General features: G+C 70.4%; 22 protein-coding genes. 17 read left to right on the top strand and 5 right to left on the bottom strand.

Translation table 11 applies throughout. The features are described from left to right. The first annotated feature begins 84 nt into the window (after positions 1-84). The 3 genes from H0I76_RS01005 (at position 85) to H0I76_RS00995 (ending at position 2886) form a co-directional block, all read left to right on the top strand. A complete protein-coding gene (locus H0I76_RS01005; RefSeq protein WP_200605835.1) occupies positions 85-1647 on the top strand; it encodes a class I adenylate-forming enzyme family protein in 1563 nt (520 codons plus the stop codon). A gap of 94 nt (positions 1648-1741) precedes the next feature. Then, a complete protein-coding gene (locus H0I76_RS01000; protein ID WP_200605834.1) occupies positions 1742-2398 on the top strand; it encodes a DsbA family oxidoreductase in 657 nt (218 codons plus the stop codon). After that, entirely contained in the window at positions 2395-2886 is a 492-nt protein-coding gene (locus tag H0I76_RS00995) for a hypothetical protein (protein ID WP_200605833.1), read from the top strand. Before H0I76_RS01000 ends, H0I76_RS00995 begins: the two co-directional genes overlap by 4 nt. 15 nt (positions 2887-2901) lie before the next feature. Here H0I76_RS00995 and H0I76_RS00990 read toward each other — a convergent pair whose 3' ends face one another. Next, positions 2902-3891: a glutathione S-transferase family protein gene (locus H0I76_RS00990; RefSeq protein WP_200605832.1), complete on the bottom strand. Its 990-nt coding sequence runs from the start codon at positions 3889-3891 to the stop codon at positions 2902-2904. Positions 3892-4142: 251 nt separating this feature from the next. Between H0I76_RS00990 and H0I76_RS00985 the strand changes: the two genes are divergently transcribed. Next, positions 4143-5180 carry a trans-3-hydroxy-L-proline dehydratase gene (locus H0I76_RS00985; RefSeq protein ID WP_200605831.1) on the top strand — a complete coding sequence of 346 codons (1038 nt, stop codon included), beginning with the start codon at positions 4143-4145 and terminating at the stop codon, positions 5178-5180. A gap of 7 nt (positions 5181-5187) precedes the next feature. Here H0I76_RS00985 and H0I76_RS00980 read toward each other — a convergent pair whose 3' ends face one another. Next, positions 5188-6018 (bottom strand): bestrophin-like domain, encoded by an 831-nt coding sequence (locus H0I76_RS00980; RefSeq protein WP_200605830.1) that lies wholly within the window; start codon positions 6016-6018, stop codon positions 5188-5190. Between the two features lie 193 nt (positions 6019-6211). On the opposite strand from H0I76_RS00980, the gene H0I76_RS00975 reads away from it, so the two are divergent. Further along, positions 6212-6415: a hypothetical protein gene (locus H0I76_RS00975; RefSeq protein ID WP_200605829.1), complete on the top strand. Its 204-nt coding sequence runs from the start codon at positions 6212-6214 to the stop codon at positions 6413-6415. Positions 6416-6493: 78 nt separating this feature from the next. Here H0I76_RS00975 and mfd read toward each other — a convergent pair whose 3' ends face one another. Beyond that, the gene (gene mfd / locus H0I76_RS00970) at positions 6494-9955 is read right to left on the bottom strand and encodes a transcription-repair coupling factor (RefSeq protein ID WP_200605827.1); all 3462 of its coding nucleotides are present in this window, start codon (positions 9953-9955) and stop codon (positions 6494-6496) included. A gap of 140 nt (positions 9956-10095) precedes the next feature. Between mfd and H0I76_RS00965 the strand changes: the two genes are divergently transcribed. Then, on the top strand, positions 10096-10572 hold the full coding sequence (locus H0I76_RS00965; protein ID WP_200605825.1) for a hypothetical protein: 477 nt from the start codon (positions 10096-10098) through the stop codon (positions 10570-10572). Positions 10573-10701: 129 nt separating this feature from the next. Here H0I76_RS00965 and H0I76_RS00960 read toward each other — a convergent pair whose 3' ends face one another. Beyond that, positions 10702-11769 (bottom strand): enoyl-CoA hydratase/isomerase family protein, encoded by a 1068-nt coding sequence (locus H0I76_RS00960; protein ID WP_200605823.1) that lies wholly within the window; start codon positions 11767-11769, stop codon positions 10702-10704. A 65-nt stretch (positions 11770-11834) separates the two neighbouring features. On the opposite strand from H0I76_RS00960, the gene hemB reads away from it, so the two are divergent. The 7 genes from hemB to H0I76_RS00925 all read left to right on the top strand — a co-directional run bounded on the left by hemB (position 11835) and on the right by H0I76_RS00925 (position 18854). Then, positions 11835-12833: a porphobilinogen synthase gene (gene hemB / locus H0I76_RS00955; protein WP_200605822.1), complete on the top strand. Its 999-nt coding sequence runs from the start codon at positions 11835-11837 to the stop codon at positions 12831-12833. Positions 12834-12891: 58 nt separating this feature from the next. After that, positions 12892-14007 (top strand): PQQ-dependent sugar dehydrogenase, encoded by a 1116-nt coding sequence (locus H0I76_RS00950; RefSeq protein ID WP_200605821.1) that lies wholly within the window; start codon positions 12892-12894, stop codon positions 14005-14007. Positions 14008-14123: 116 nt separating this feature from the next. Further along, positions 14124-14405 carry a DUF4242 domain-containing protein gene (locus tag H0I76_RS00945; protein WP_200605820.1) on the top strand — a complete coding sequence of 94 codons (282 nt, stop codon included), beginning with the start codon at positions 14124-14126 and terminating at the stop codon, positions 14403-14405. 144 nt (positions 14406-14549) lie between these two features. After that, positions 14550-15677, top strand: coding sequence for a pyridoxal phosphate-dependent aminotransferase (locus H0I76_RS00940; protein WP_200605819.1), 1128 nt, complete (start codon positions 14550-14552; stop codon positions 15675-15677). An 86-nt stretch (positions 15678-15763) separates the two neighbouring features. Then, on the top strand, positions 15764-16861 hold the full coding sequence (locus H0I76_RS00935) for a sulfotransferase family protein (RefSeq protein WP_200605818.1): 1098 nt from the start codon (positions 15764-15766) through the stop codon (positions 16859-16861). Then, positions 16858-17874, top strand: a complete 1017-nt coding sequence (locus H0I76_RS00930; RefSeq protein ID WP_200605816.1) for a hypothetical protein — start codon at positions 16858-16860, stop codon at positions 17872-17874. The genes H0I76_RS00935 and H0I76_RS00930 overlap by 4 nt, the downstream gene beginning before the upstream one ends. Next, positions 17871-18854: an NAD-dependent epimerase/dehydratase family protein gene (locus H0I76_RS00925; protein WP_200605814.1), complete on the top strand. Its 984-nt coding sequence runs from the start codon at positions 17871-17873 to the stop codon at positions 18852-18854. The genes H0I76_RS00930 and H0I76_RS00925 overlap by 4 nt, the downstream gene beginning before the upstream one ends. Positions 18855-18869: 15 nt before the next feature. Here the strand turns inward: H0I76_RS00925 and H0I76_RS00920 are convergent, their stop codons facing one another. Next, positions 18870-20027, bottom strand: coding sequence for a glycosyltransferase (locus tag H0I76_RS00920; protein WP_200605812.1), 1158 nt, complete (start codon positions 20025-20027; stop codon positions 18870-18872). A gap of 138 nt (positions 20028-20165) precedes the next feature. On the opposite strand from H0I76_RS00920, the gene hpnC reads away from it, so the two are divergent. From hpnC to shc, 4 genes are all read left to right on the top strand, one after another. After that, complete coding sequence (gene hpnC, locus H0I76_RS00915; RefSeq protein WP_200605810.1) at positions 20166-21026, top strand: squalene synthase HpnC; 861 nt, start codon at positions 20166-20168, stop codon at positions 21024-21026. After that, entirely contained in the window at positions 21023-21922 is a 900-nt protein-coding gene (locus H0I76_RS00910) for a squalene/phytoene synthase family protein (RefSeq protein WP_200605808.1), read from the top strand. Before hpnC ends, H0I76_RS00910 begins: the two co-directional genes overlap by 4 nt. Beyond that, on the top strand, positions 21915-23186 hold the full coding sequence (gene hpnE, locus H0I76_RS00905; RefSeq protein ID WP_200605806.1) for a hydroxysqualene dehydroxylase HpnE: 1272 nt from the start codon (positions 21915-21917) through the stop codon (positions 23184-23186). Before H0I76_RS00910 ends, hpnE begins: the two co-directional genes overlap by 8 nt. A 63-nt stretch (positions 23187-23249) precedes the next feature. Beyond that, on the top strand, positions 23250-25220 hold the full coding sequence (gene shc / locus H0I76_RS00900) for a squalene--hopene cyclase (protein ID WP_200605798.1): 1971 nt from the start codon (positions 23250-23252) through the stop codon (positions 25218-25220). Positions 25221-25241 lie beyond the last annotated feature (21 nt).

The raw sequence follows: 25241 nt of genomic DNA, 5'->3' as shown, positions 1-25241 counted from the left end.
GCGGCAAGCGGGCCGGACCCCGCGCGGTGCATTGCGTGGCCGGACGCCGCATGACACTGTGCGCCGCGAAACGAGAGAGCGTGAATGATCCCCGACGACAGCCTTTTCGATCAGGGGCCCCCGCCGCCCTGCCCCGCAAGCTTCAACATGGCCGCACATGTCCTTGATGCGGCGCGGCGCACGCCCGAGAAGCTGGCCTTGCGCGTGCTGGCCGATGCGACCAGTGCGGTGGCCGAAGCCTGGCGCTATGCCGACCTGGACCGCGCGATCCGGGCGACCGCGGCGGGGCTGAGATCCGCGGGCCTACAGCCCGGCGACCGGGTCGCGCTGCGGATGGGCAACGTCTCGGATTTCCCGATCCTGTTCTTCGGAACGATCGCCGCCGGCGGGATCGCGGTTCCCACCTCGTCGCAGCTGACCGCGAGCGAGTTCCTCGGGCTGGTCGCCGACATGAAGCCGCACTTTGCCGCGGTCTCGACCGAGCTGGCGGTCGATCTGCCCGACGGGGTCGGGCTGCTCGCACCGGGCGCCTGGGCAGAGCTGCGCGGCTGCGTGCCCGGGCCGATCGCGCAGACCGAAGCGGGCGACCCGGCCTTCCTGATCTACACCTCGGGCACCTCGGGGCGGCCGCGCGGCGTGCTCCATGCCCAGCGCTCGGCCCATGCGCGGCGCATGATGTGGGACGGGTGGTACGGGCTGTCGGAGGCCGACACGGTGCTGCATGCGGGCGCGTTCAACTGGACCTACACGCTGGGCGCGGGCCTGACCGACCCCTGGGCCGCGGGCGCGGGGACGCTGATCTATGCCGGGCCGCGCGATGCCCATGTCTGGCCCAGGCTTGCCCGCGCCCACGGGGCCACGATCTTCGCGGCCGTCCCCGGGGTCTACCGGCAGATGCTGCGCGGCGCCGAGGGCATGGCGGAAGACTTTGCCACCCTGCGCCACGGGCTCACCGCGGGCGAGCGGATGCCCGACGCGGTTGCCGAAGAATGGCGCGCCACGACGGGCAAGCCGCTCTACGAGGCGCTGGGGATGTCCGAGGTCTCGACCTACATCTCGAGCGCGCCTTCCGTGCCGCCTCGCCCCGGCACCTCGGGCCGGCCGCAGCGCGGGCGCCGGGTCGCGATCCTGCCCGAGGACGCCAGCCACGATGCGCCGGAGCCGGTAGGCGAGCCTGGGCTTCTCGCCGTCTCGCGCCGCGACGAGGGGCTGATGCTGGGATACTGGCACGACCCCGCGGCGACGCAGGCCGCGATGCGCGGCGAGTGGTTCCTGACCGGCGACCGCGCCGCGATGGATCGCGACGGCTACATCACCTATCTGGGCCGGGCCGACGAGGTGATGAACGCGCTCGGCTATCGCGTCGCGCCGCAGGAGGTCGAGGAAGCGATCGGCCGGCACCCCGCGGTCGCCGAGGTCGCGGTGGCCGAGTTGCCGGTCCGCGCCGACCTGTCGCTGGTCGCGGCCTTCATCGTGCCAAGGGGCAAGTGGCCGGGCGAGGATGCCCTGGCAGCGCACGCCGCAGCGACGCTGGCGCCCTACAAGGCGCCCAAGGTCTGGATCGAGGTCGACACGCTGCCGCGCAGCCCCAACGGCAAGCTGCAGCGCCGGACGCTGGTCTCGACCTATCGCCGGGACGGCGGCTGACGCCACGAGCGGGGCCCGCATCCCGCTCGCAAGCCGCCGATCACGGATTCGTGCGCCCCTTCCCCGCCGGCGGTCGGCGCATTACCTTGGCGGCATGATTCAGCTCGACATCATCTCGGACCCGATCTGCCCCTGGTGCTACATCGGCAAGACGCGCCTCGACCGCGCGCTGGCCGCGGCCGCCTCGAACCCCTTCCGGATCGTGTGGCGGATGTTCCGCCTCAACCCGGACATGCCGGCCGAGGGGATGGAGCGCCGCGCCTATCTCGAGGCCAAGTTCGGCGGGCCGGAGGGCGCCGAGCGCGTCTACGGCGCGATCGACAGCGCCGGCCGGGACGAGGGGATCGACTGGAACCTCGACCGGATCGGCCGCGCGCCGCAGACGCTGGACGCGCATCGCCTGATCCGCTGGGCCGCGGCCGAGGGCGCCGACCAGCGTGTGGTCGACGCGATCTTCCGCGCCTATTTCCACGATGGCGAGGACATCTCGGCCACCGAGACGCTGGTGCGCATCGGGAGCGAAGCCGGCCTCGACGCCGATGTCGTCCGCCAGCTGCTGTCCGGCGACGCCGACCGCAAGGAGCTGGAGGCCGAGGAGCAGGAGGCCCGCCGCATGGGCGTCAATGGCGTGCCGTGCTTCGTGATCGGCGGGCGCCACGTCGTGCAAGGGGCCCAGGACAGCGATACCTGGGGGCGGATCATCTCGGAACTCGCGGCGCTCGACGCCCGAAGGACGGAGGCGACATCATGAAGATGCTGGTGGACACGCTCGATCAGGCCAGTGGCGAGCCGCTGGTCTGGGGGGCCATCGCCCTGATTGCCGTGCATGGCATCGTGGCCGCGGTTCACTGGAAGAGCTGCCCATATCTGTGCGGCACGGCCCGCATCTCGCGCGAAGATGCCGAGGCGCGGCTGAAGAACCCGTTCCTCGCGGGGCCGCGTTTCTTCCTGATGATGCTGGCCGGGATCGCCGCTCTGGTGACGGGGCTCCTGATGATCGACCATGCGATCGCGCCGGCCTTCGCGCTGATGCTGGTGATCGCGGGCGTCTTCGTCGTGCAGATCGAGCCCGCGCGGCTGCGTGTGACCGAGGCGGTGGCGCGGGTCATCGCCAGCGAGGCGGCGGGCCCCGAGCAGGCGATGATCGCGCACAAGCGGCTGCGTGACAGCCACCTGTGGTTCGTCGGGCTCAACTTCGTCCTTGTGATCGCGATGGTCGCGGGGCTCGCCGCGTTCTGACGAGCCGCGCCGCCCTCAGGCGGCGGCGAGATGGCCGCGCCCATGCGGCCGGTCTAGGTCGAGCACCGGGCCGAGCGGCACGATCCCCGTGGGGTTCACGCTGGCGTGGCTGGCGTAGTAGTGAAACTTGATGTGATCCAGCCGCACCGTGTCGCGGATCCCCGGATACTGGTAGAGCTCGCGCAAATATCCCGACAGCGCAGGATAATCGGCGATCCGGCGGATGTTGCACTTGAAGTGCCCGACATACACGGGATCGAAGCGCACCAGGGTCGTGAACAGCCGCCAGTCGGCCTCGGTCAGTGTTGAGCCCGTCAGGTAGCGCTGCGCCGAGAGACGCGCGTCGATCTCGTCGAGCGCGGCGAAGAGCGCCGTGACCGCCTCGTCATAGGCCGCCTGGGTCGTCGCGAACCCTGCCTTGTAGACGCCGTTGTTGATCGCCCCGTAGACGCGGTCGTTGATGGCATCGATCTCGGCGCGCAACGGCGCGGGGTAGAAGTCGAGCCGGTTGCCCGTGATCGCGTCGAAGGCCGAGTTGAACATCCTGATGATCTCGGACGACTCGTTCGACACGATGGTGTGGCGCTCGGTGTCCCACAGGACCGGGACCGTCACGCGCCCCGAGGCTTTCGGGTTCGCCTCGAGATAGACATCGCGAAGAAAGTCCTTGCCCATCAGCCTGTCGCCCGTGGCGCCGTCGAAATCGGTCGAGAAGGTCCAGCCGTCTTCCTTCATTAGCGGATGCACGACGGAGACGCCGACATGCGGCTCGAGCCCCTTCAGCCGGCGGAAGATCAGCGTGCGGTGCGCCCAGGGACAGGCATGGCTGACGTAGAGGTGATAGCGCCCGCTCTCGGCACGGAAGCCGCCTTCGCCCGACGGGCCCGCCGCGCCATCCGCGGTCACCCAGTTGCGGAACTTCGCGGTGTCGCGCACGAAGCGCCCGCCCGATTTGGCGGTGTCGTACCACCGGTCACGCCATTCGCCCTCGACCAGGAGTCCCATCGGGCCATTCCTCCTCTGCGCGTTCCTCCCGCCCCCATGGCTTGGGGCGATCTGCGTGACACTTAACCCCCGCGATCCGCAACGACACCCGGCCCAGCGTGAAAACATCATGCAGCATCCGGCAACAATCGCCCCCGCGACCGGGCACGCGATGACCTGGGAGCGACCTGGCGGGCGTGCATTCGATCAAGCGCGAGGCGGGCGCATTGCGCTAGCATCCGGGGGAATCGGACAACCGCCCCGGGGGAGCGATGCGCGCCAGCAAGATCATCCATGTCGTCTCGGCCCATGCCGAGGGCGAGGTCGGCGACGTCATCGTGGGCGGCGTCGCGCCCCCGCCCGGCGACACGCTGTGGGAACAGTCGCGCTGGATCGCGCGCGACGGGGCCTTGCGCGCCTTCGTGCTGAACGAGCCGCGCGGCGGCGTCTTCCGGCACGTGAACCTGCTGGTGCCGCCCAAGGATCCGCGCGCCGACGCGGCCTTCATCATCATGGAGCCCGAGGACACCCCGCCGATGTCCGGCTCGAACTCGATCTGCGTCTCGACGGTGGTGCTCGAAACCGGGCTGGTGCCGATGACCGAGCCCGAGACGCTGCTGCATCTCGAGGCGCCGGCGGGGCTGGTTGAGGTGCGCGCCCAGTGCCGCGACGGCAAGGTCGAGCGGATCACCGTCAGGAACGTCCCGAGCTTTGCCCAGCGCCTCGACGCGCGGCTGGAACTCGAGGGGATCGGAACCCTGACCGTCGACACCGCCTATGGCGGCGACAGCTTCGTGATCGCCGATGCCCGCGCGCTGGGCTTCGCGCTCTCGCCCGACGAGGCCCGCGACCTCGCCGAGGCCGGCATCCGCATCACCGCCGCCGCGAACGAGCAGATCGGCTTCAGCCACCCCGAGAATCCCGACTGGGCGCATATCTCGTTCTGCCAGATCGCCGGGCCGGTCGAGACGGTCGAGGGCATCAAGACCGGGCGCAACACCGTGGCGATCCAGCCCGGCAAGCTCGACCGCTCGCCGACCGGCACGGGCTGCTCGGCGCGCATGGCAGTGCTGCATGCGCGCGGCGAGATGCGCGAGGGCGAGACGTTCCGCGGCGTCTCGATCCTGGGCTCGGAGTTCCTGTGCCGGATCGAGGGCACGGCAACTGTCGGCGGGAAGCCGGCAATCCTGCCCTCGGTCTCGGGGCGCGCCTGGATCACGGGGATCCACCAGCACATGCTGGACCCGCAGGACCCGTGGCCCGCGGGTTACCGGCTCTCGGACACCTGGCCGCGGATAAAGCCGCGCTGAAACAAGGTCAGGCCCGGTATCCGGCGATCGTCTCGGCGGTGTCGATCATCGGCTGGCGGTCGACCCGGATGAAGCCCCTGCCCGGCCGGTCGAGGTCATGGACCAGCAGGATCACCGCGGCGATCAGCGCGGCCATCAGCGCCGACGAGGGCCGCATCCGGTGCCCCTCGATACCGTTGGTGTATCCCGTGAAGCCGCAGGACACCGCGGCGATCAGGTAGATGGCGAGAAAGACAACCATGGGGATATGGGCGAAGGTCGCGGCAACGCGGCTGGTCTGGATGTCGAACATCTCGTTCAGGGCGGTGATGTAGATGCCCGAGGGCACCGCGCTGCCGTTGGTTGCGGCGACCTTCATCGCGATCTGCCAGAGCGCCTCCTGCAGCTCGTCCGAGCGCGCGATCACGCCCTCGATCGCAGACCGTTCGGCCAGCGTCCCGGTATACTCGACCCGCGTGTCGATATAGTCCTTGATCAGCGCGAGGCTCTCGGCGGCGTGGGGTGCGGGCAGCAGGCGGGCGCGCAGCGCCACGGTCGAGATTGCGTTGGCCTCCTCGATCATCGCCGTACGGCGCGCTTCGTGGCGCGACAGCGCCATGGCGAAGGTGAAACCGATCATCAGAGCCAGCATGCCGAGAACGGCCGAGTGCAGGGTCGTCACGCTCGCCCCCCCGCCATCCCCAGCCCGGACCCGGCGCGCGGCAAGCCGACCGACCAGGCCGGCGCCGATGAACAGGACGACGCTTCCGGCGAAGATTACTGGCAGCGAAAGTTCGATGAAATTCACCATTGGCACCACGCCCGGCCCGCCGCGGGGCCGCCCCGTTAAATGCATCATGCGGCCCCTCCGGCACGATGACGTGGCTCACGCTAATTCGGCGCCGCGCGCCGCGCTAGCGGCTCCGTAACGCCGATCGAGGTGCAGGCACAGAAAAATGTCGTGTCAAGACGTGACCTTTGGAAATTTTTGGGCATAAATGCGTGACCCGCGGCACGATCCTGTGCCGCAACTTCATACATGGGAGGACGACATGGTCGGTTCCGACAACCGGACTCGCACATCCGCCGCCACTCCCGGGCGCGAGGGGAAGACGTCCGACAGACGCAGGGTGCAGACCGATTCCAAGATCGGCCGCACGCTGCATTCCTGCACGGCCCATCGTTGGGTCGAGGAACGCCGCGCGAACCGCAAGGCCCAGCCTGCGGCTCGCCTGCCCGCCTTCGTCACGTTCTGACGGAGGACGGCAGCCGGCCCGCCAAGGTGCCGGATTGCGCTTGTCGAGCGTCTTCTGAAAACTTGAAAAAGGCGGCGGTCACGCCGCCTTTTTTGCATCCGCGACGATCTTCGCCAGGTCACGGGCGATGCCATAGGCGCCCTTGATGCGGTCGGCCTCCTCGCTCCAGTCGCGGCGAATCACCAGCTTGTTGTCCCTGATCTTGGCGAGCCCGCGCTGCGACTGCAGGAAGGCGACAAGGCCCGCGGGATCGGCGAAGCGGTCGTCGCGGAACTGGATCGTCGCGCCCTTGGGGCCCGCGTCGAGGCGCGCGATCCCGGCGCGGCGGCACAGCGTCTTGACCCGGACCACGCGCAGCAGGATCTCCACCTCGGCGGGCGGCTTGCCGAAACGGTCGTGCAGCTCGGCCGCGAAGCCTTCCATCTCCTGCCGCGTCTCGAGGTTCGACAGGCGCCGGTAGAGCCCGAGCCGGACGTCCAGATCGGGCACGTAGTCGTCGGGGATCAACACGGGCACGCCGAGGTTGATCGTCGGGGCCCACGTCTCGCCGGCCTCGACCGGCGCGCCGGCCTCGCCCGAGCGGATGCGAGCGATCGCCTCCTCTAGCATGTCCTGGTAGAGCTCGAAGCCGACCTCGCGGATGTGGCCCGACTGCTCCTCGCCCAGCAGGTTCCCCGCGCCGCGGATGTCGAGATCGTGGCTGGCGAGGGTGAAGCCCGCGCCCAGCGTGTCGAGGCTGGAGAGCACCTTGAGGCGCCGTTCCGCCTGCGGCGTCAGGGGCTTGCGGGGCTCGGTCGTGAAATAGGCATAAGCGCGCAGCTTGGCGCGCCCGACCCGGCCGCGGATCTGGTAGAGCTGCGCGAGCCCGAACATGTCGGCGCGGTTCACGATCAGCGTGTTGGCGCGGGGAATGTCGAGGCCCGACTCGACGATGGTGGTCGACAGAAGCACGTCAGCCTTGCCGTCGTAGAAGGCGTTCATGCGCTCGTCGAGATCGCCCGCCGCCATCTGGCCGTGAGCGACGATCACCTTCACCTCGGGCACCTCGTCGCGCAGGAAGGCCTCGGCTTCTGGAAGATCCGCGATGCGCGGCACGACGAAGAAGGACTGGCCGCCGCGGTAATGCTCCCGCAGTAGCGCCTCGCGCACGGTGACCGTGTCGAAGGGCGAGATGTAGGTGCGCACGGCCAGCCGGTCGACCGGCGGGGTCGCGATCACCGAAAGCTCGCGCACGCCCGACATCGCAAGCTGCAGCGTGCGCGGGATGGGGGTCGCGGTCATCGTCAGCACGTGGACGTCCGAGCGCAGCTCCTTCAGCCGCTCCTTGTGAGCGACGCCGAAATGTTGCTCCTCGTCGATGACCAGCAGGCCGAGGTTGCAGAACTTCACGCCCTTGGCCAGCAGCGCATGGGTACCGACCACGATGGCGATCTCGCCCGATTCCAGGCCCTTGCGCGTCTCGGCCGCCTCCTTCGCGCCGACGAAGCGCGACAGCTGGCGCACGCGCAGCCCGGTGCCGTGGAAGCGCTCGGCGAATTCGCGCGCGTGCTGGCGGGCGAGCAGCGTGGTCGGCGCGATCAACGCGACCTGCATGCCCGAGGCGGCGGCGACATAGGCCGCGCGCAGCGCCACCTCGGTCTTGCCGAAGCCGACATCGCCGCAGATCAGCCGGTCCATCGGCCTGCCCTTGCCGAGGTCGGCGATCACGTCCTCGATCGCGCGCAGCTGGTCGTCGGTCTCCTGGTAGGGGAAGCCGGCGCAGAACCGCGCATAGCCGCCATGCTCGGGCTCGAGCGGCTCGGCGGTGCGCAGCGCGCGTTCGGCCGCGACGCGGATGAGCTTCTCCGCCATGTCGCGGATCCGCTCCTTCATCTTGGCCTTGCGGGCCTGCCAGGCACCGCCGCCGAGGCGGTCGAGCTCGCCCGTCTCCTGCCCGTAGCGGCTGAGGAGCTCGATGTTCTCGACCGGCAGGTAGAGCTTCGAGCCGCCCGCGTATTCGAGCGCGAGGCATTCGTGCGGCGCGCCCATGGCGGTGATGGTCTCGAGTCCGAGATACCGCCCCACCCCGTGATCGAGGTGCACGACCAGGTCGCCGGGCGTGAGCGACTGAGCCTCGGTCAGGAAGTTCTCGGCCCGGCGCGCGCGGCGCGGGCGGCGCACCAGGCGGTCGCCGAGAACGTCCTGCTCCGAGATCACCGTGGCCGAGGGCGTGACGAAGCCCTGCTCGAGCCCCCAGACCATCACGTTGAGGCCGGGCTTGACCTCGCGCCAGTCCGCCACCAGCCCGGCCTCGCTCAGGCCGTGGTCGGAGAGCAGGCCCCGCAGGCGGTCGCGCGCGCCCTCGGAATAGCTTGCAAGCACCACCGGACCGTCACGCAGCCGCGCGCGAACATGCTCGGACAGGACCTTGAATAGATTGACGCCTTCCTGCTGACGCTCGGGGGCGAAGGACCGGCCGGGCCGGCCGCCCGCGTCGATGACGCCGGGCCCCGTGGGCAGCTTGTGCGGGCTGAACGCGCGCACGGCGCGGCCCGCGAGCGCCGCCTGCCATTCTTCCTCGTCGAGATAGAGAAGGTCCGGCGGGCATGGCCGGTACGGGCTTTCGCCGCGCGGGTTGCTGTCGCCCGCCTCGACGCGGGCATGGTGATGGTCGCGGATCGTGTCGAGCCGGGCGGCGAGCGCCTCGCCGACCTGGTGGTCGAGGGTGACGGGCGCGGCCGGCAGATAGTCGAACAACGTCTCCATCCGCTCGTGGAAGAGCGCCACCCAGTGCTCCATCCCCTGGTGCTTCCGCCCTTCCGAGACCGCGGCGTAAAGCGGGTCGTCGAGCCGCGGGGCGCCGAAAAGCTCGCGGTAGCGGGTGCGGAAGCGCTGGATCGAGGGCTCGTCGAGCACGATCTCGGCGGCGGGGGCAAGCTCGACGCGCTTGACCTTCTCGACCGTGCGCTGCGTCTCGGTATCGAAGCGGCGCGCGCTTTCGAGCACGTCGCCGAAGAAGTCGAGCCGGACCGGGTATTCGGCGCCGGGCGGGAAGATGTCGATGATCCCGCCGCGGACGGCGAAGTCGCCATGCTCCATGACGGTCGAGGCGCGGTTGAAACCCATGCGCGAGAGCCAGGCGACCAGCCCTTCGACCTCGACGCGGCGACCGACGCCGGCAATGAAGCTGGCTTCGGCCACTGTCGCGCGCGGCGGAACCTTCTGGGTGGCGGCATTGAGCGTCGCGATCACCACCGAGGGCGCGTCCCACCCGTGCGCGAGCGCGGCCAGCGTCGCCATGCGCGCCGCCAGGATCTCGGGATTGGGCGAGACCCTGTCATAGGGCAGACAGTCCCAGGCCGGGAACTGCAGCACGGCCATGCCGGGCGCGCTGAGCGCCAGCGCCTCGGCCATCGCGGCCGCGCGCGCGTCGTCGCGGGCGACATGGATGACCGGCCCCTTCGCGCGGGCGACGAGATCCGCCACCAGCCGCGCGTCATATCCCTCGGGCGCGCCGCCAACGGTGACGGCGCCCGGGGCGAGTTCCCCGTGCGTGCTCATGGCCGGGCAGGTAACCCGAAGGACACGGCGCCGCAAGAGGCGTGGCGGAGTGAATCATTTCTCACAGCCGCGCCCGAATTGATTCGGCCATAGGTCGTCGCATGGCAATCGACGAACCCATGCGAGAGGAGACCAAGACCATGACTGCCGGATGCCGGATCGACGCCGGGGCGGCGTCGCCGCTCCCACAACTCCCCCGGCCGCTGTCCGAGGACGCGCCTGCGCCGCCGAGCGCGCCGAAGGTGCGGGCGAAGCCGCAGGTCATCGAGCCGACAGCCGGCCCGAGCGACCGGCGCTCGCGAGGGATCATGATGGCAGCATGCTTCATTCTCGTGATCGCAATGGCAGCGCTGCCCGCATTCGCCGCGGATTGCCGCCCCGAGGCATACGCCGAGGGCGCAACCCTGCACCTTGCCCGCGCGGAAGGGATCGACCGGGTCAAGATCGAGATCGGATACCGCGGCGTGGACGACGGCACGGGCCGCGTGCCGCGCACCTATTACCACGTCGTGTCGAGCCCCGTCGCCGATGGCGGCCGGATCGACTACCAGCCGCCCATGGCGCGCACGATCGTCAGCGCCATGGTGCTGGACGCGAAGGGACCCGCCTGCAACTGACAGGCGGATCGGAGGGAGCCGCCACGGCTCCGGCGCGGGACATCCGGGGGGATCAAAGTCCCGCGCCACAGCTCCCCGCGCTGCGCATCCTGCGCGGCGCGGGAGCACCCGAAACCGCACCGCGATGGATCAAAGAACGAGCTCGTCGCGCCCCAGCGGCGCGAAGCCCGGCGCCACATGGGCGTCGTCGGCCTCGGCCAGCGTTGCCGGTGACCACTTCGGCGCGTTGTCCTTGTCGATGATTACCGCGCGCACGCCCTCGTAGAAGTCCGGCTGCATCATGCAGAAACGCGCAAGGCGGTATTCGAGGCGCATGCAGTCCTCGAAACCGAGCTTCGCCCCCTCGCGGATCTGGCGGAAGGCGATGCGGGTGCAGGTGGGGGATTTCGAGCGGATCAGCGCCGCCTGCCCCGCCGCCCAGTCGCCGCCATCGGCATCGAGCGCGTCGAGGATCTGCTCGACGCTGTCGCCAGCGAAGAATCGGTCGATCATCGGGCGGGCGTCTGCCACGGGCGTCTCGCCCGGCGCAAGCGTTGCAAGCGCCGCGATTGCCTCGTCGAGCGCCGCCGGCGCGCCGGAGCCGGGCTCGATGGCCGCGAGCGCCTCGATCAGTGCAGCATGTCGCGCGCTCTCGACATAGGTGTCGCACACGCCCGCCGCGACGGCGTCGGCCGTCTTGAACCGCGCGCCGGTGAGGCCCGCGAACATCCCCGTCTGGCCCGGCATGCGCGGGAGGAAGAAGGTGCCGCCGACATCCGGGAACAGGCCGATCCCCGTCTCGGGCATCGCGAACAGGGTGCGGTCGCCGGCGATGCGGCGCGAGCCGTGGATCGAGACCCCGACCCCGCCGCCCATGACGATGCCGTCCATCAGTGCGACATAGGGCTTGGGATAGGTCTTGATCTTGGTGTTGACGCGGTACTCGTCGGCATAGAACTGGAAATTCGCGGCGCCGCGGTCGCCGCCGGGGCGCCCCGCCTCGTAAAGCGCACGGATGTCTCCGCCGGCACAGAAGGCCTTGTCGCCGGCGCCGCGGATCGCGACCGCGGCGATCGAGGCGTCGGCGCGCCAGGCGTCAAGCTGCCCTTCGAGCGCAAGGGCCATGGCGTGGGTCAGCGCGTTCAGCGCCCCGGGGCGGTTCAGCGTCACCAGCCCCAGGCTGCCGTACCGTTCGAACAGAATGTCTGCGTCGCTCATGCCCCTTGCCGCCCCCTTTGGCCCCATGCCAGTTTGCGGCCAAACAAATAGGAGAAACGCCGGCCATGCTGCAACCCGCACCCTTCCCCGCCGCGCGCCCGCGCCGGCTGCGCCAGGCGCCCTGGATGCGGGCGATGGTGGCCGAGACCGTGCTAACCCCGGCCGATTTCATCTGGCCGTGTTTCGTGATCGACGGCACCGACCGGGCCGAGCCCGTCGCCTCGATGCCGGGGGTCGAGCGCCTGACCGTCGACCGGCTGGTGGCGAAGGCGGCCGAGGCGCGCGCGCTTGGCATCCCCGCGGTCGCGATCTTTCCCTACACCGACCCCGCCCAGAAGACCCCGGGCGCCGAGGAGGCGTGGAACCCCGAGAACCTGGTCTGCCGCGCCACCCGCGCGGTGAAGGCCGAGGTGCCGGGGATCGGCGTGATGCTGGACGTGGCGCTCGATCCCTACAATTCGGACGGGCATGACGGCCTCGTGCGCGACGGCGAGGTGATCAACGACGAGACCCTGCTTGCGCTGGAGCGCCAGACGCTGGCGCAGGCCGAAGCCGGCGCCGATATCCTCGGGCCCTCGGACATGATGGACGGGCGCGTGGGCGTGATGCGCCGCGCGCTGGAGGAGCACGAGTTCCAGAACGTCACCATCATGACCTACGCGGCCAAGTACGCCTCGGCCTTCTATGGCCCGTTCCGCGACGCGGTGGGCTCGGGCGGTGCGCTCAAGGGCGACAAGAAGACCTACCAGATGGACCCGGCCAACACCGAGGAGGCGCTGCGCGAGGTGGCGATCGACCTGGCCGAGGGCGCCGACATGGTGATGGTCAAGCCGGGGATGCCCTACCTCGACATCTGCCAGCGGGTGGCCAGCGAGTTCAGGGTGCCGACCTTCGCCTACCAGGTGTCCGGCGAATACGCGATGCTGCGCGCGGCGATGCAGAACGGCTGGCTGGACCCGCGGGTCGGCATGATGGAAAGTCTGATGGCCTTCAAGCGGGCTGGCTGCTCGGGCATCCTGACCTATTTTGCGCTCGAGGCGGCGCAGGCGCTGAAATCGGGCTGAAGGCGCAACGATCCGCGCCCTCGCCGCGTCACCTGGTGCTGCGGACAAGGAGACGATGATGCGACTTCTGCGGCTGGCATCCTGCATCGCCCTCGGACTGGGGCTCGCCGCGGGCGGCGCGCGCGCCGAGACCTTCGACACCTCGGCCGGACCGGTCGAGGTCACCCGCATCGTGTCGGGGCTCGACACGCCCTGGGCGGTCGCCTTCCTGCCGGGCGGGAACATGCTCATCACCGAGCGCGACGGCAAGCTACTGCATCTCGACGCCGCAGGGCAGCGCATCGAGGTCGATGGTGTGCCCGCGGTCCGCGCCTCGGGCCAGGGCGGGCTGCTCGACGTCGTGGCGGCGAATGACTTCGCCCGGAGCCGCGAGATCTTCCTGACCTATTCCGAGCCCGCGGAGGGCGGCGCGCATACCGCCGTCGCGGTGGCGCGGCTGTCCGAAGATGCAGCGCGGCTCGAGAACCTGCGCGTCATCTTCCGCATGACCCCGACCGTGTCGGGCGGGCGCCATTTCGGCAGCCGCGTGGTCGAGCGCGCGGACGGCACGCTCTTCGTGACGCTGGGCGAACGCGGCCAGGACACGCGCGCACAGGACGTCACCACGCATCTGGGCAAGGTCGTGCGCATCAACCGCGACGGCTCGATCCCGTCGGACAATCCCGACTTCGGGCCCGGTGCAGCCCCAGGCCTCTGGTCGATCGGGCACCGCAACCCGCAGGGCGCGGCCCTGGACGCCGAGGGGCGGCTCTGGACCGTCGCCCATGGCGCGCGCGGCGGCGATGAGATCAACCGACCCGAGGCCGGCAGGAACTACGGCTGGCCGGTCATCACCTTCGGCCGCGCCTATTCGGGGCTGCCGATCGGCGAGGGCACCCACAAGGAGGGCATGGAGCAGCCCGTGACCTACTGGGACCCCTCGATCGCGCCTTCAGGCATGGCGATCCTGTCGGGCCGGATGTTCCCGGGCTGGGAAGGCGACATCTTCGTCGGCTCGCTCAAGGACGACTACGTCTCGCGCCTCGACCGCGAGGGTGACCGCGTCACGTCCGAGGAAGGCCTCTTCCGGGGTGCCTTTGCCCGGATCCGCGACGTGCGCGAGGGCCCGGACGGGGCGCTCTGGTTCCTGAGCGAGGGGGACGGCGCGCTCTACCGGGTCACGCCGGCGGACTGAGGGCATCGCTTCCGCATCGGCGCCCGGCGGGCACTGGCATCGCCATCCCCGCTCGTGCACTATGAACCGCAGGGCAGCGAGGCGTGCGGGTCTGGCACAACGGTGCGGAGACAGACATGAGCCTGAAGCGATTCATGATCGAGCGCGATATTCCGTCGGTCGGCAGCCTCGACCGCGGCGAACTCAAGGGCGCCGCCGCCACGTCGAACGAGGCGCTCGCCCAGCTTGCCCCGAAGGTGCAGTGGGAACACAGCTACGTTGCCGACAACAAGACGTTCTGCGTCTACCTCGCCGAGAGCGAGGACGCGATCCGCAAGCATGCCGAGATCAGTGGCTTTCCCGCCAGCAAGATCACGCCGATCGGGAAGATCATCGACCCGACAACGGCTTCCGGCTGAGCATTGCGCCGCGCGGCGTCCGCCTGGCGCCGCGACTTCCCGGACGGATCACCCGTGCCTTCGCCGCCGATCTCGCGCGCATGGCTGGGCCCGCGTGCTGTCCGCTCTTGCAGGGTCGCCCCGCTGCCCGATAGATGACGCTGCATGAACAGAGACGCACCGCCCCTTTCGCGCATCGTCGAGGGCCTGCCCCCGACCGTGCCCTTCGTCGGCCCCGAGCAGCAGGAGCGCGACCGCGGCCGGCCCTTCGCCGCGCGCATCGGCGCGAACGAGAGCGTGTTCGGCCCCTCGCCCCGCGCGGTCGAGGCGATCGCGCAGGCGGCCCGCGACGCGTGGATGTATGGCGACCCCACGACGCATGACCTGCGCGGCGCGCTGGCGGACACGCTTGGCGTGCGGCCCGGGAACCTCGTGATCGGTGAGGGGATCGACGGGCTCCTGGGGCTGACGGTGCGCCTCTTCGTCAACCCGGGCGACGTGGTCGTGACCTCGGCCGGAGCCTATCCGACCTTCAACTACCATGTCGCAGGGTTCGGCGGACGGCTCGTCACCGTGCCCTACCGCGCCGATGCCGAGGATCCCGAAGCGCTGGCCGAGGCGGCGCGCGCGCATGGCGCGCGGCTGGTCTACCTCGCGAACCCCGACAACCCGATGGGCACCTGGCACGAGGCCGAGAGCGTCGCTCGGCTGATCGACGCCTTGCCGGACGGCTGCCTGCTGTGCCTCGACGAGGCCTATGTCGAGTTCGCGCCGGCGGGAACGGCGCCGGCCTTCGACCTCGCCGACCCGCGGGTGATCCGGTTCCGGACGTTCTCGAAGGCCCATGGGCTTGCGGGCCTTCGGGTCGGCTACGGGATCGCCGAGGCCGGAATCGCCGCCGCCTTCGACCGCATCCGCAATCATTTCGGGGTCGGGCGCGTGGCGCAGGCCGGGGCGATGGCCGCGCTCGACGATCGCGCGCACCTTGCGCGGGTCGTCGCCGAGGTCGAGGCGAGCCGCGTCGAGATTGCCCGCATCGCGACTGAGAACGGCCTGAGCGCCCTGCCCTCAGCCACCAATTTCGTCGCAGTCGACTGCGGCCGGGACGGCGACTTCGCCCGCGCGGTGCTGCGCGGCCTGCTTGCGAGGGACGTGTTCGTGCGGATGCCGGGGGTCGCGCCGCTCGACCGCACGATCCGCGTCAGCGCCGGGCGCGCGCATGACCTCGCGCTGTTCGCCGCGGCGCTGCCCGAGGCACTGGCCGAGGCCGGTGCGGCAAAGGCCCGAGCCTGAGGCGCGCCTGCCCGCCCTGATCCCACGCATTGAACCCTGGCGCGTGCGCGGATAGCCTCGCGCCCGCCACGACCCCGAGGACAAGCATGGCCCACCCCCTCAGCGGCGCAGATCTCGGCACGCTCAGGCGCGTCTTCCGTGACGGCGGCCGGCCCGATCGCCTTGGTTCGGCGGCGGCGATCTGGGGCGCGGCGCTGACGCGCTGGCCCGCCTCGGCGATCGAGCGCGCGCTGATCGCGCGCCGCCTGCCGCGGGTCGAGGACATGCCCCCGCCGGTCTTCATCCTCGGCCACTGGCGCTCGGGGACGACGCATCTCTACAATCTGATGAGCCTCGGCGACTGGGGCTACGTGCCGCCGGTCGCGGTCGGCCTTCCGCACGACATGTTCGGGCTCGCACGGCTGTTGCGGCCGATGCTGGAGCGGCAGCTGCCCGAGACGCGGTTCATCGACAACATTCCCGTGACCCCGACCAGCCCCCAGGAAGACGAGATCGCGATCGCGAACATGTCGCCGCTCTCGTTCTACCACGGCATCTATTTCCCCCGGGCCTTCGACCGGCTGGTCGACCGCGGCCTGTTCTTCGACGGCTGCGATGCGGCCGAGATCGACGCCTGGGCCGAGCGCTTCACCTACTTCATGCGCAAGCTCGCGCTCGACCAGGGCAAGCCGCTTCTCATCAAGAACCCGGTCTACACCGCGCGCCCGGCGATGCTGCGCCGGCTGTTTCCGGGCGCAAAGTTCATTCACATTCACAGAAACCCGCATGAAGTCTTTCTTTCGATGCGGAATTTCTACGACAAGCTTCTGGCTGTGATGGCGCTTCAGGATATCCCGGCAGATCTGGACATCGACGCCACGATCCTGCGGGTCTATGAGCGGATTATGGCAAGCTTTGCGGCCGAGACCGCGGGCTGGACGGCGCCCGATTTCGTCGAGCTTCCCTACGCGTGGCTCGACGCCGACCCGCTCGGCGCGCTCGAGGAAATCTACGCGGGGCTCGAGCTGCCTGGCTTCGAGGCGCTCGCCGCCCGGGCGCGCAGCTACCTCGCGGGGATCGAGGGCTACCGCAAGAACAGCTTCAAGGGCGATGCCGAGACCGTCGCCAAGGTCGAGCACGCTCTCGGGCACTGGCTCGAGCGCTGGGACTATGGCCGCCCGGCGGGAGCGGAGCACCTGACGTGAACCGCATGGTCCTGGCGCTTGGCCTGCCGCTCCTGGCCATCACGCTGGTCGCGCTCTTCCTGACGAATACGCCGGCGCCGGTCGAGGCGCGCTATGCCGCCCGCGACTGCCGGGTGGTCGAGGTGACGGCGCCGGGCATCGGACCGCTGGCGGGCATCGAGGATCTCGCGCCCCTGCCCGACGGAGCCACTCTGGTCCTGTCGGCCGATGACCGCCGCGCGACGGACGCGCGGCGCAGCGGCCTGTTCCTGGCCGATGCGCGGGACCTGGCGGCAGGCTCGAGGATCACGGTGACGCCGATCGAGGGCGTGCCGGAGCCCACGCGGCCGCATGGCGTATCGGTCGATCTTGCGGGCGAACTTCTGGCCTTCGTCAACCGCCCGGCACCGGGCGAGGCCGAGGTCGTGTGGGGCCGGCTAGATGGCGCTCGGTTCGAGCGACTCGGGCGCCTGGCCGGCGAGACGCTGTGCCGCGCCAATGACCTCGCGTTCCTGGGGACCGATCTGCTCGTCACGCTCGACCGCGGGTCCTGCGGCCTGTCGGCCGCAGACCTCGTGCCCGGCAGCACCACGGGAAGCGTGCTGCACATCCGAACGGCCGCGGGCAGCGCCGATTTGCGCGCGGAGGGGCTCGAATTCCCCAATGGCATCATCACCGACGGGATCGAGGTCAGCATCGCAGAAACGCGCGGGGCACGACTCAGCCTGCTCGGCGGCGGGGCCATGCGTCTGCCCGGCGGGCCCGACAACCTGACACGCACCGCCGACGGGCGCATCGCCGTGGCGCTGCATCCCGACCTGTTCCGCATTGCGCTCTATCGCTGGGGGCTTGCCGGCCACGCGCCCACCCGCCTCGCTCTGGCAAACCCGGCGCAGGGAACGGCCGACGTCCTGTTCGACGACCCGGGCGGCGCGCTCTTTTCCGGCGCGAGCGTTGCCGCAATCGTGAATGGCCTGACGGTAGCGGGGTCCCCGATCGCGCCGGGCCTGCTGGTCTGCGGAGGGCGCGGATGACCGGCGCGGTGTTGGTGACCGGCGCCGGCGGTTTCGTCGGCGGGCACGTGGTGGCGCAGCTTGTCTCGGCCGGGCGGCGGGTGCGCGGCTTCGACCTTGCCTTTCCCGTCCCGCTGCCCGAGGGGGCCGAGCCCGTCGAAGGCTCAATCCTCGACGCCTCGGACCTGACCCGCGCGATGGACGGGGTTACGGGCGTCATCCATGCCGCCGCGATCGCGCATCTGTGGACCCGCGATCCCGGCGACTACGCGCGCGTAAATGTCGACGGCACCGCCCGTGTTCTGCACGCGGCGCAGGCCGCGGGCGCGCGCATGGTCCTTGTTTCGAGCTTCACGACGCTGGTCGGGCGCGATGCGGCCGATGGCGCGGTGCTCGACGAAGGCAGCGAGCTTGCGCCCGAGGCGCTGCTGGGCCCCTATCCCACATCGAAGCGTCAGGCCGAGCTTGCCGTCGAGGCCGCCGCCGCCGACGGGCAGAACGCGTTGACGGTGCTGCCCTCGGCCCCCGTCGGGCCGGGCGATACGCGGCTGACACCGCCAACGGCGATGATCCGCGACCTTGCGGCCGGGCGCACGCCGGCGCTGATCGACTGCCTGCTGAACCTGGTCGACGTGCGCGCACTGGCTTCGGGGATCGTTCTGGCGCTCGACGCGGGGCGCGCGGGCCGGCGGTATCTGCTGTCGGGCGAGGATGTCGCGATGCGCGAACTCGCGGGCATGATCGCTCGGATCACCGGAGTGCCCGCGCCGCGTGCGACCGTGCCGATGGGTGTCGCGCTGGCGGCCGGACGGGTCGAGGCGCTGGTCTCGCGCATGACCGGCAAGCCGCCGAAAGCGCCGCTCACGGGCGTGCGGCTGGCCGCGCGGCACGTGCAGTTCGATGCCAGCCGGGCGCGCGAGGAACTGGGCTTTGCGCCGCCGCCGGTGTCGACTGCGCTGCGGGATGCCATCGACTGGCTTCGACGCGAGGGCCATCTCTGAGCCCCCGCGCGCGGGTCAGTGCGAGTAGGTGCGCCCCTTCCAGGCACCGCCCTGGCCCATCGCGTGGGCGCGCGCGGAATCGAGTGTCATCAGCATGTAGACGCAGGCCACCGCCGGCAGCGCGAAGGCGCGGACCTCGTCCCCGCCATAGAGCCTGAGCGTCGGCAGATACGCGATCGCCGAGAGCGCCCAGGCAAGCACCCCGAGGGCAGCCGCCGGCGCGCTGCCATGCATCGGCACCAGCAGCACCAGCAGCGGCCCCGCGAGATAGGTGAGCGCCATGCCGACGGTCGCCCCCGCCAGCAGGGCCCAGGACTTGTGCAGCTGCACGAAGGCGGTGCGCGTCACCATCTTCCAGATCGCACCCAGCGCTCGGTTGTCGCGCAGCGACACGACCTCGGTGTCCGCGAGCCCCAGCCAGATCGCCTTGCGGCGCGCGCCCCGCTTGACCAGCGACGCCAGGGTGCAGTCGTCGATGAGCGCGTCCATCAGCGCGCCGATCCCGCCGATATCCGCCAGCGCCGCGCGGCGGATCAGGATGCAGCCGCCCGCGGCGCCCGCGACCGCCGAGTTGCGATCGTTCACCAGCGGAAAGGGATAAAGCTTCTGGAAGAAGAACACGAAGGCCGGCACCAGCAGCCCGCCCCAGAATCCGCGCGCATCGAGCCGGGCCATCAGCGACACCTGCGCAAGCTCGTGCGCCTCGGCCAGCGCGACGAGACGCGAGAGCGTCTGCGGCGCATGCTCGATATCCGCGTCGGTCAGCAGGAAGTACTCGACTTCGGGCTCGGCGGCGAGGACCGCGCGGACGCCCTGCTCGAGCGCCCAGAGCTTGCCGGACCAGCGCGGCGGCAGCGGCTCGCCGCTGACCACCCTGATCGGCCGCTCCGCCCCCTCGGACGCGCGTTCGGCGATGAAGCGCGTGCCGTCGGACGAGCCGTCGTCGACCAGGGTGACCGAGAAGCGCCCCGGATACGCGGTCGCCGCATGGGCCGCGAGAACCGCGCCGATCGAGGCGGCCTCGTCGCGCGCCGGGATCACCGCGGCCACCACCGGCCAGCGCCCGGGCGCGGGCGCGTCCGGCAGGCGCTGATCGGCGCACCAGAAGGCGCCGCGTCCCAGCAGGAGACCGAGCCAGATCGCGACCGAGAGAAGGCCAAGCATGAGCACCATGGCGCACAGCGTTACGCCGAGCCCGGCGCACCCGCAAGCCTTCGCAACCGCGGGAGAGTGCCGATTGCCAGCCACGCCCCCGGCCCTTATGTTCGCGCGGCCGGGAGCGTGGCTCCCCGGAAAGGGCAGACGAGGGCCATGGATCAGCGAACGGACAGCCGGGCGGTCGAGGCGCCTTCGGGCAAATGGGCCGGGGACGAGAACTTTCCCGTCGGCTCGCGCTTGATCGAGGCCCGGCTGCGGCCCCATGTGATGCGCTACTACGCCTTTGCCCGCGGCACCGACGACATCGCCGACAACTGCGAGCTGGCACCCGAGGAAAAAATCGCGCGGCTCGACGCGTGCGAGGCGGGCCTCGCACCGGGCGCCGAGGGCCCCGAAATCGCCACGCGGCTGCGCGACAGCCTGACGGAGGCGGGCGTCGGCGATCACGTCGCGCGCGACCTTCTGGTCGCCTTCCGCCAGGACGCGCTCAAGGCACGCTATGCCGACTGGGCGGAACTGCTGGAATACTGCCGCTACTCGGCCCACCCGGTCGGGCGGTTTCTTCTGGAACTGCACGGCGAGGATGCGCGCACCGGAACGCCCGGCGATGCGCTCTGCGCCGCGCTGCAGGTTCTCAACCACCTCCAGGATCTCGGCCCCGACCGGCGCAACCTCGACCGGGTCTATCTGCCGCAGGACTGGATGGCCGAAGCCGGGATCGACGAGAGCGCGCTCGACGCGCCCGCCGCCTCGGCCGGCCTGAGGGCCGTGATCGATCGGTGCCTCGACGGCTGCGACGCCCTCCTCGACCGGGCCGAGCCGCTGGCCGGAATGATCCGCTCGCGCCGGCTGGCGGCTGAGGTGGCGGTGATCCAGCGCCTCGCCCGGCGCCTCGCCGCGCGGCTTCGGCGCGAGGATCCGCTGGCACAACGCGTCAAGCATTCGCGCGCCGACCTGGCACACGGGCTGATCGCGGGCCTGTGGCGCGCCGCGACCCACCGGGCGCCGCAATGACGCCTGCCGGCCTCGACGCACTGAGACCCCTGCCCTCGGACGCCCCTGACCCGGCGGCCGAGGTCGCGCGGATCACGCGTGCGGCGGGCTCGTCCTTCGGTCCGGGCATGGCGATCCTGCCGCGGCCGCGGCGCGAGGGGATGTGGGCGCTCTATGCCTTCAGCCGCGTGATCGACGACATCGCCGACGAGGACTGGCCGATCGCCACCAAGCACGAGCTGCTCGACGCCTGGCGGGGCGAGATCGCGGCGCTCTATGCCGGGCGTCCGGTCTCGGTGATCGGGCGGGCGCTGGCCGGGCCGGTCGAGCGCTATGAGCTGCCGGAGGCCGAGTTCCTGCTGCTGATCGAGGGCATGCAGATGGATGCCGACGGTCCGGTCATAGCCCCGCCGATGGCCGAGCTGCGGCGATACACCCGGCGGGTCGCGGGCGCGGTGGGGATGCTCTCGATGCGGATCTTCGGCGCCTGGCGCGGCGATGTCTCGGCGCGCTTCGCGCAGGCGCTGGGCGACGCGCTGCAGCTGACCAACATCCTGCGCGATGTCGAGGAAGATGCGGCGCTGGGCCGCCTCTACCTGCCGCAGGAGATGCTGGCCCGCCATGGCATCCCTCCTCGCCCCGAGGAAGCCGCGTCGCACCCCGCCCTGCCGGCGTTGGGCGCGGAACTGGGCGCGCTGGCCCGGGCCGAGTTCGATGCGGCACGCGCGCTGGTCCCGGCGCATGACCGGCTCGCGCTTGCCCCGGCGCTGATGATGATGGGCGTCTACGAGGCCTATCTCAACCGCATGGCGGCGCGCGGCTTCGCGCGCGAGGCGCTCAAATTGTCGAAACCTTCCAAGCTGTTGGCGGGCGTGACCTGCATCCTTGCACCGGCATGGTCGCGGCGCGATGTCTGAGGCGGTCGTGCATGTGGTGGGCGCCGGGCTCGCCGGGCTCTCGACCGCGCTGCGCCTGAGAGCGGCGGGCCGGCGCGTCGCGCTGTGGGAGGCCGCGGGCCACGCCGGGGGACGCTGCCGCTCGTTCTTCGACATGCGGCTGGGCCGGCAGATCGACAACGGCAATCACCTCGTCCTGACCGGCAACCAGAGCGTGCGGGACTACCTGCGGCTGGCCGGCGCGCCCGACGCGCTGGCACCGGCACCCGAGGCGAGCTTTCCCTTCGCCGACCTTGACAGCGGCGCGCACTACACCGTGCGCATCAACCGCGGCCGCCTGCCCTGGTGGATCGCCCTGCCCTCGCGCCGCGTGCCGGGAACGCGGGTGGCGGACTACCTGGGCGGCCTCGCGCTGCTCCGCGCCGGATCGGGCGCAACGGTGGCCGAGGCGATCCGCGACCGCGGCCCGCTGTGGCGCGGGTTCTGGGAGCCGCTGACGCTGGCGGCGATCAACACGACGCCCGAACGGGCCTCGGCGCAGCTGCTTGCCCGGGTGGTCGTCGAGACCTTCGGCAAGGGTGGCGAGGCCTCGCGGCCGATGTTCGCGCCCCACGGGCTTGGCCCGGCGCTGGTCGAGCCGGCACTCGCTCGGCTGGCCGCACAGGGCGTCGCGCCAACCTTTGGCAGGACGCTGCGCGCGATCTCGCGTGACGGGCGGCGCGCCACGACGCTGGTCTTCGCCGATGGCGAGGTCGCATTGGCGCCCTCGGACCGGGTGGTGCTGGCGCTTCCGCCGTCGCGGCTCAGGCCGATCCTTCCGGATCTGGACCTGCCCGGCGATTCCTGCGCGATCCTCAACGCTCATTTCGTCGTCGACGACCCCGCGCTTGCCGGAATGGCGCCGCTGACCGGCGTCCTTGGTGCGGTTACACAATGGATCTTCGTGCGCGGCGACGTGATCAGCCTAACGGTGAGTGCAGCGGACGCGCTGGGCCTGATCGAGGCCGACCGCGACGAGCTGACCGCGCGCCTGTGGCGCGAGACCCGGGCCGCGCTCGGACTGCGGACGCAAGATCACAACGCCGCACGGATCATCGTCGAGAAGCGGGCAACCTTTGACCAATCGCCTCAAGCTGTGGCAAAGCGTGCCAAGGCGCAGACCGACATGGAAAATCTCTTCCTTGCCGGGGACGCGACCGATACCGGGTTGCCCGCCACGATCGAGGGGGCGATCCGATCGGGTGAAATCGCCGCCCGGCTAGCGGCGCAAGGCGTGTTGGCGTGACGGACGAGCCTGGCTGGTATTTGCGGCGGGCAGACAGAAAAAGACAGAAAAGTCGGAACGGGCATGAACAACACGGTCTTTTCAGCCGACAGTCTTCGGGGTGCGGAAGTGCTGGATGCGCCGACGCGCGAGACGCGAAAGGCGATCATCGCCGAGCGCGCCGACCGGCTGTGGGACATGCAGAAGCCGGACGGGCATATCGTCTTCGAGCTCGAGGCCGACTGCACGATCCCGGCCGAATACGTGCTGCTGCGCCACTTCCTGGGCGAGATCGACCGCGAACGCGAGGCGCGGATCGCGCGCTACCTGCGCAAGGTCCAGAACCCGGACGGGTCGTGGCCGCTGTTCCATGACGGCGCGGGCAACATCTCGGCCACGGTCAAGGGTTACTGGGCGCTCAAGCTGACGGGCGAGGACATCGACGCGCCGCACATGGCGCGCGCGCGGTCCTGGCTGCTGGGCCAGGGGGGCGCGGCGAAAGCGAACGTGTTCACCCGGATCATGATGGCGCTGTTCCGGCAGATCCCGTGGCGCGGAATGCCCTGCATCCCGGTCGAGGCGATCCTGATGCCGGAATGGTTCCCGTTCCACATGTCGAAGATCGCCTACTGGTCGCGCACGGTGCTGACGCCGCTTCTGATCCTCTATGCCAAGCGCGCGAAGGCCGCGAACCCGACCGGCCTCGACATCCGCGAGCTGTTCGTGGTCCCGCCCGAGGAACAGCGCAAGTGGCAGATCAACCCGACCGGCAGCCGGATCGGCGAGATGTTCCTGCTTCTGGACAAGGCGTTGCAGCGCGCCGAGCCGCATGTACCAAGGGGGATCCGCGAGCGCGCGATCCGCAAGGCCGAGGAATTCACGATCAGCCACCTCAACGGCGACAGCGGGCTGGGCGCGATCTACCCCGCCATGGCGAACGCCGTGATGGCGCTGCGTGTGCTCGGTTACCCTGACGACCATCCGCATATGAAGATCGCCCGGGAAGCGATTGAAAAGCTTGTGATAGAGCGCGAGGACCAGATCTACCTTCAACCCTGCGTGTCGCCGGTCTGGGACACGTCGCTGGCGGCACACGCCTTCCTCGAGAGCGGAGAGCGCGACGATCCGCGCCTGATCGCGGCGCTCGACTGGCTGGCCAGCAAGCAGATTCTCGACCATGTCGGCGACTGGGCCGTGCGCCGGCCCGGCCTGCGTCCCGGCGGCTGGGCGTTCCAGTACGACAATCCGGACTATCCGGATGTCGACGACACCGCCGTCGTCGTGGCGGCGATGCACCGTGCCGACCCCAAGCGCTACGCGATGAACATCGACCGCGCCTGCGAGTGGCTTGTCGGCATGCAGTCGCGCTCGGGCGGATGGGGCGCCTTCGAGCCCGAGAACGAGCATTTCTACCTCAACTCGATCCCCTTCGCCGATCACGGGGCGCTGCTGGACCCGCCCACGGTCGACGTGACCGCGCGCTGTGTCGGCTGCCTCGCGCAGGTCGACCGCGTGAAATACGCCGAGGCGGTCCGCAAGGGCGTCGGCTTCATCCGCCGCGAACAGGAGGCCGATGGCTCGTGGTTCGGCCGCTGGGGCGCCAACTACATCTACGGCACCTGGTCGGCCCTGGTCGCGCTCAAGGGCGCCGGCGAGGACATGAACCAACCCTACGTCCGGCGCGCCGTGGCCTGGCTGAAGGCGCGCCAGCGCCCTGACGGCGGCTGGGGTGAGGGGCTCGAAAGCTACGAGGACTGGGGCGCGGGCTTCGCGCGCAGCTCGACCGCATCGCAGACGGCCTGGGCGCTGCTGGGCCTGATGTCCGCGGGCGAGGTCGAGAGCGGCGCGGTCACGCGCGGCATCGACTGGCTTGCGGCCGCACCGCGCGACGAGGACGGCCCCCGCTGGGAAGAAGCGCACTGGACTGGAACAGGGTTTCCGAAAGTTTTCTATTTGAAGTATCATGGTTACGCGGCCTTCTTCCCGCTTTGGGCGATGGGCCGGTACGAGAATTTGATGACCTCGAACGATCGCGAGGTTCACTGGGGACTTTGACCCCGCGCGCATGCGCACCTT

This window comes from Thermohalobaculum xanthum, from assembly GCF_016623495.1.
In the GTDB taxonomy this organism is placed as follows: Bacteria; Pseudomonadota; Alphaproteobacteria; order Rhodobacterales; family Rhodobacteraceae; genus Thermohalobaculum; species Thermohalobaculum xanthum.
This window is presented reverse-complemented; position numbering and strand designations above follow the sequence as displayed.

Coding starts and splice junctions, on each gene's coding strand:
- H0I76_RS01005 (WP_200605835.1), top strand. CDS start 85: ATGATCCCCGACGACAGCCTTTTCGATCAGGGGCCCCCGCCGCCCTGC.
- H0I76_RS01000 (WP_200605834.1), top strand. CDS start 1,742: ATGATTCAGCTCGACATCATCTCGGACCCGATCTGCCCCTGGTGCTAC.
- H0I76_RS00995 (WP_200605833.1), top strand. CDS start 2,395: ATGAAGATGCTGGTGGACACGCTCGATCAGGCCAGTGGCGAGCCGCTG.
- H0I76_RS00990 (WP_200605832.1), bottom strand. CDS start 3,891: ATGGGACTCCTGGTCGAGGGCGAATGGCGTGACCGGTGGTACGACACC.
- H0I76_RS00985 (WP_200605831.1), top strand. CDS start 4,143: ATGCGCGCCAGCAAGATCATCCATGTCGTCTCGGCCCATGCCGAGGGC.
- H0I76_RS00980 (WP_200605830.1), bottom strand. CDS start 6,018: ATGATGCATTTAACGGGGCGGCCCCGCGGCGGGCCGGGCGTGGTGCCA.
- H0I76_RS00975 (WP_200605829.1), top strand. CDS start 6,212: ATGGTCGGTTCCGACAACCGGACTCGCACATCCGCCGCCACTCCCGGG.
- mfd (WP_200605827.1), bottom strand. CDS start 9,955: ATGAGCACGCACGGGGAACTCGCCCCGGGCGCCGTCACCGTTGGCGGC.
- H0I76_RS00965 (WP_200605825.1), top strand. CDS start 10,096: ATGACTGCCGGATGCCGGATCGACGCCGGGGCGGCGTCGCCGCTCCCA.
- H0I76_RS00960 (WP_200605823.1), bottom strand. CDS start 11,769: ATGAGCGACGCAGACATTCTGTTCGAACGGTACGGCAGCCTGGGGCTG.
- hemB (WP_200605822.1), top strand. CDS start 11,835: ATGCTGCAACCCGCACCCTTCCCCGCCGCGCGCCCGCGCCGGCTGCGC.
- H0I76_RS00950 (WP_200605821.1), top strand. CDS start 12,892: ATGCGACTTCTGCGGCTGGCATCCTGCATCGCCCTCGGACTGGGGCTC.
- H0I76_RS00945 (WP_200605820.1), top strand. CDS start 14,124: ATGAGCCTGAAGCGATTCATGATCGAGCGCGATATTCCGTCGGTCGGC.
- H0I76_RS00940 (WP_200605819.1), top strand. CDS start 14,550: ATGAACAGAGACGCACCGCCCCTTTCGCGCATCGTCGAGGGCCTGCCC.
- H0I76_RS00935 (WP_200605818.1), top strand. CDS start 15,764: ATGGCCCACCCCCTCAGCGGCGCAGATCTCGGCACGCTCAGGCGCGTC.
- H0I76_RS00925 (WP_200605814.1), top strand. CDS start 17,871: ATGACCGGCGCGGTGTTGGTGACCGGCGCCGGCGGTTTCGTCGGCGGG.
- H0I76_RS00920 (WP_200605812.1), bottom strand. CDS start 20,027: ATGGTGCTCATGCTTGGCCTTCTCTCGGTCGCGATCTGGCTCGGTCTC.
- hpnC (WP_200605810.1), top strand. CDS start 20,166: ATGGATCAGCGAACGGACAGCCGGGCGGTCGAGGCGCCTTCGGGCAAA.
- H0I76_RS00910 (WP_200605808.1), top strand. CDS start 21,023: ATGACGCCTGCCGGCCTCGACGCACTGAGACCCCTGCCCTCGGACGCC.
- hpnE (WP_200605806.1), top strand. CDS start 21,915: ATGTCTGAGGCGGTCGTGCATGTGGTGGGCGCCGGGCTCGCCGGGCTC.
- shc (WP_200605798.1), top strand. CDS start 23,250: ATGAACAACACGGTCTTTTCAGCCGACAGTCTTCGGGGTGCGGAAGTG.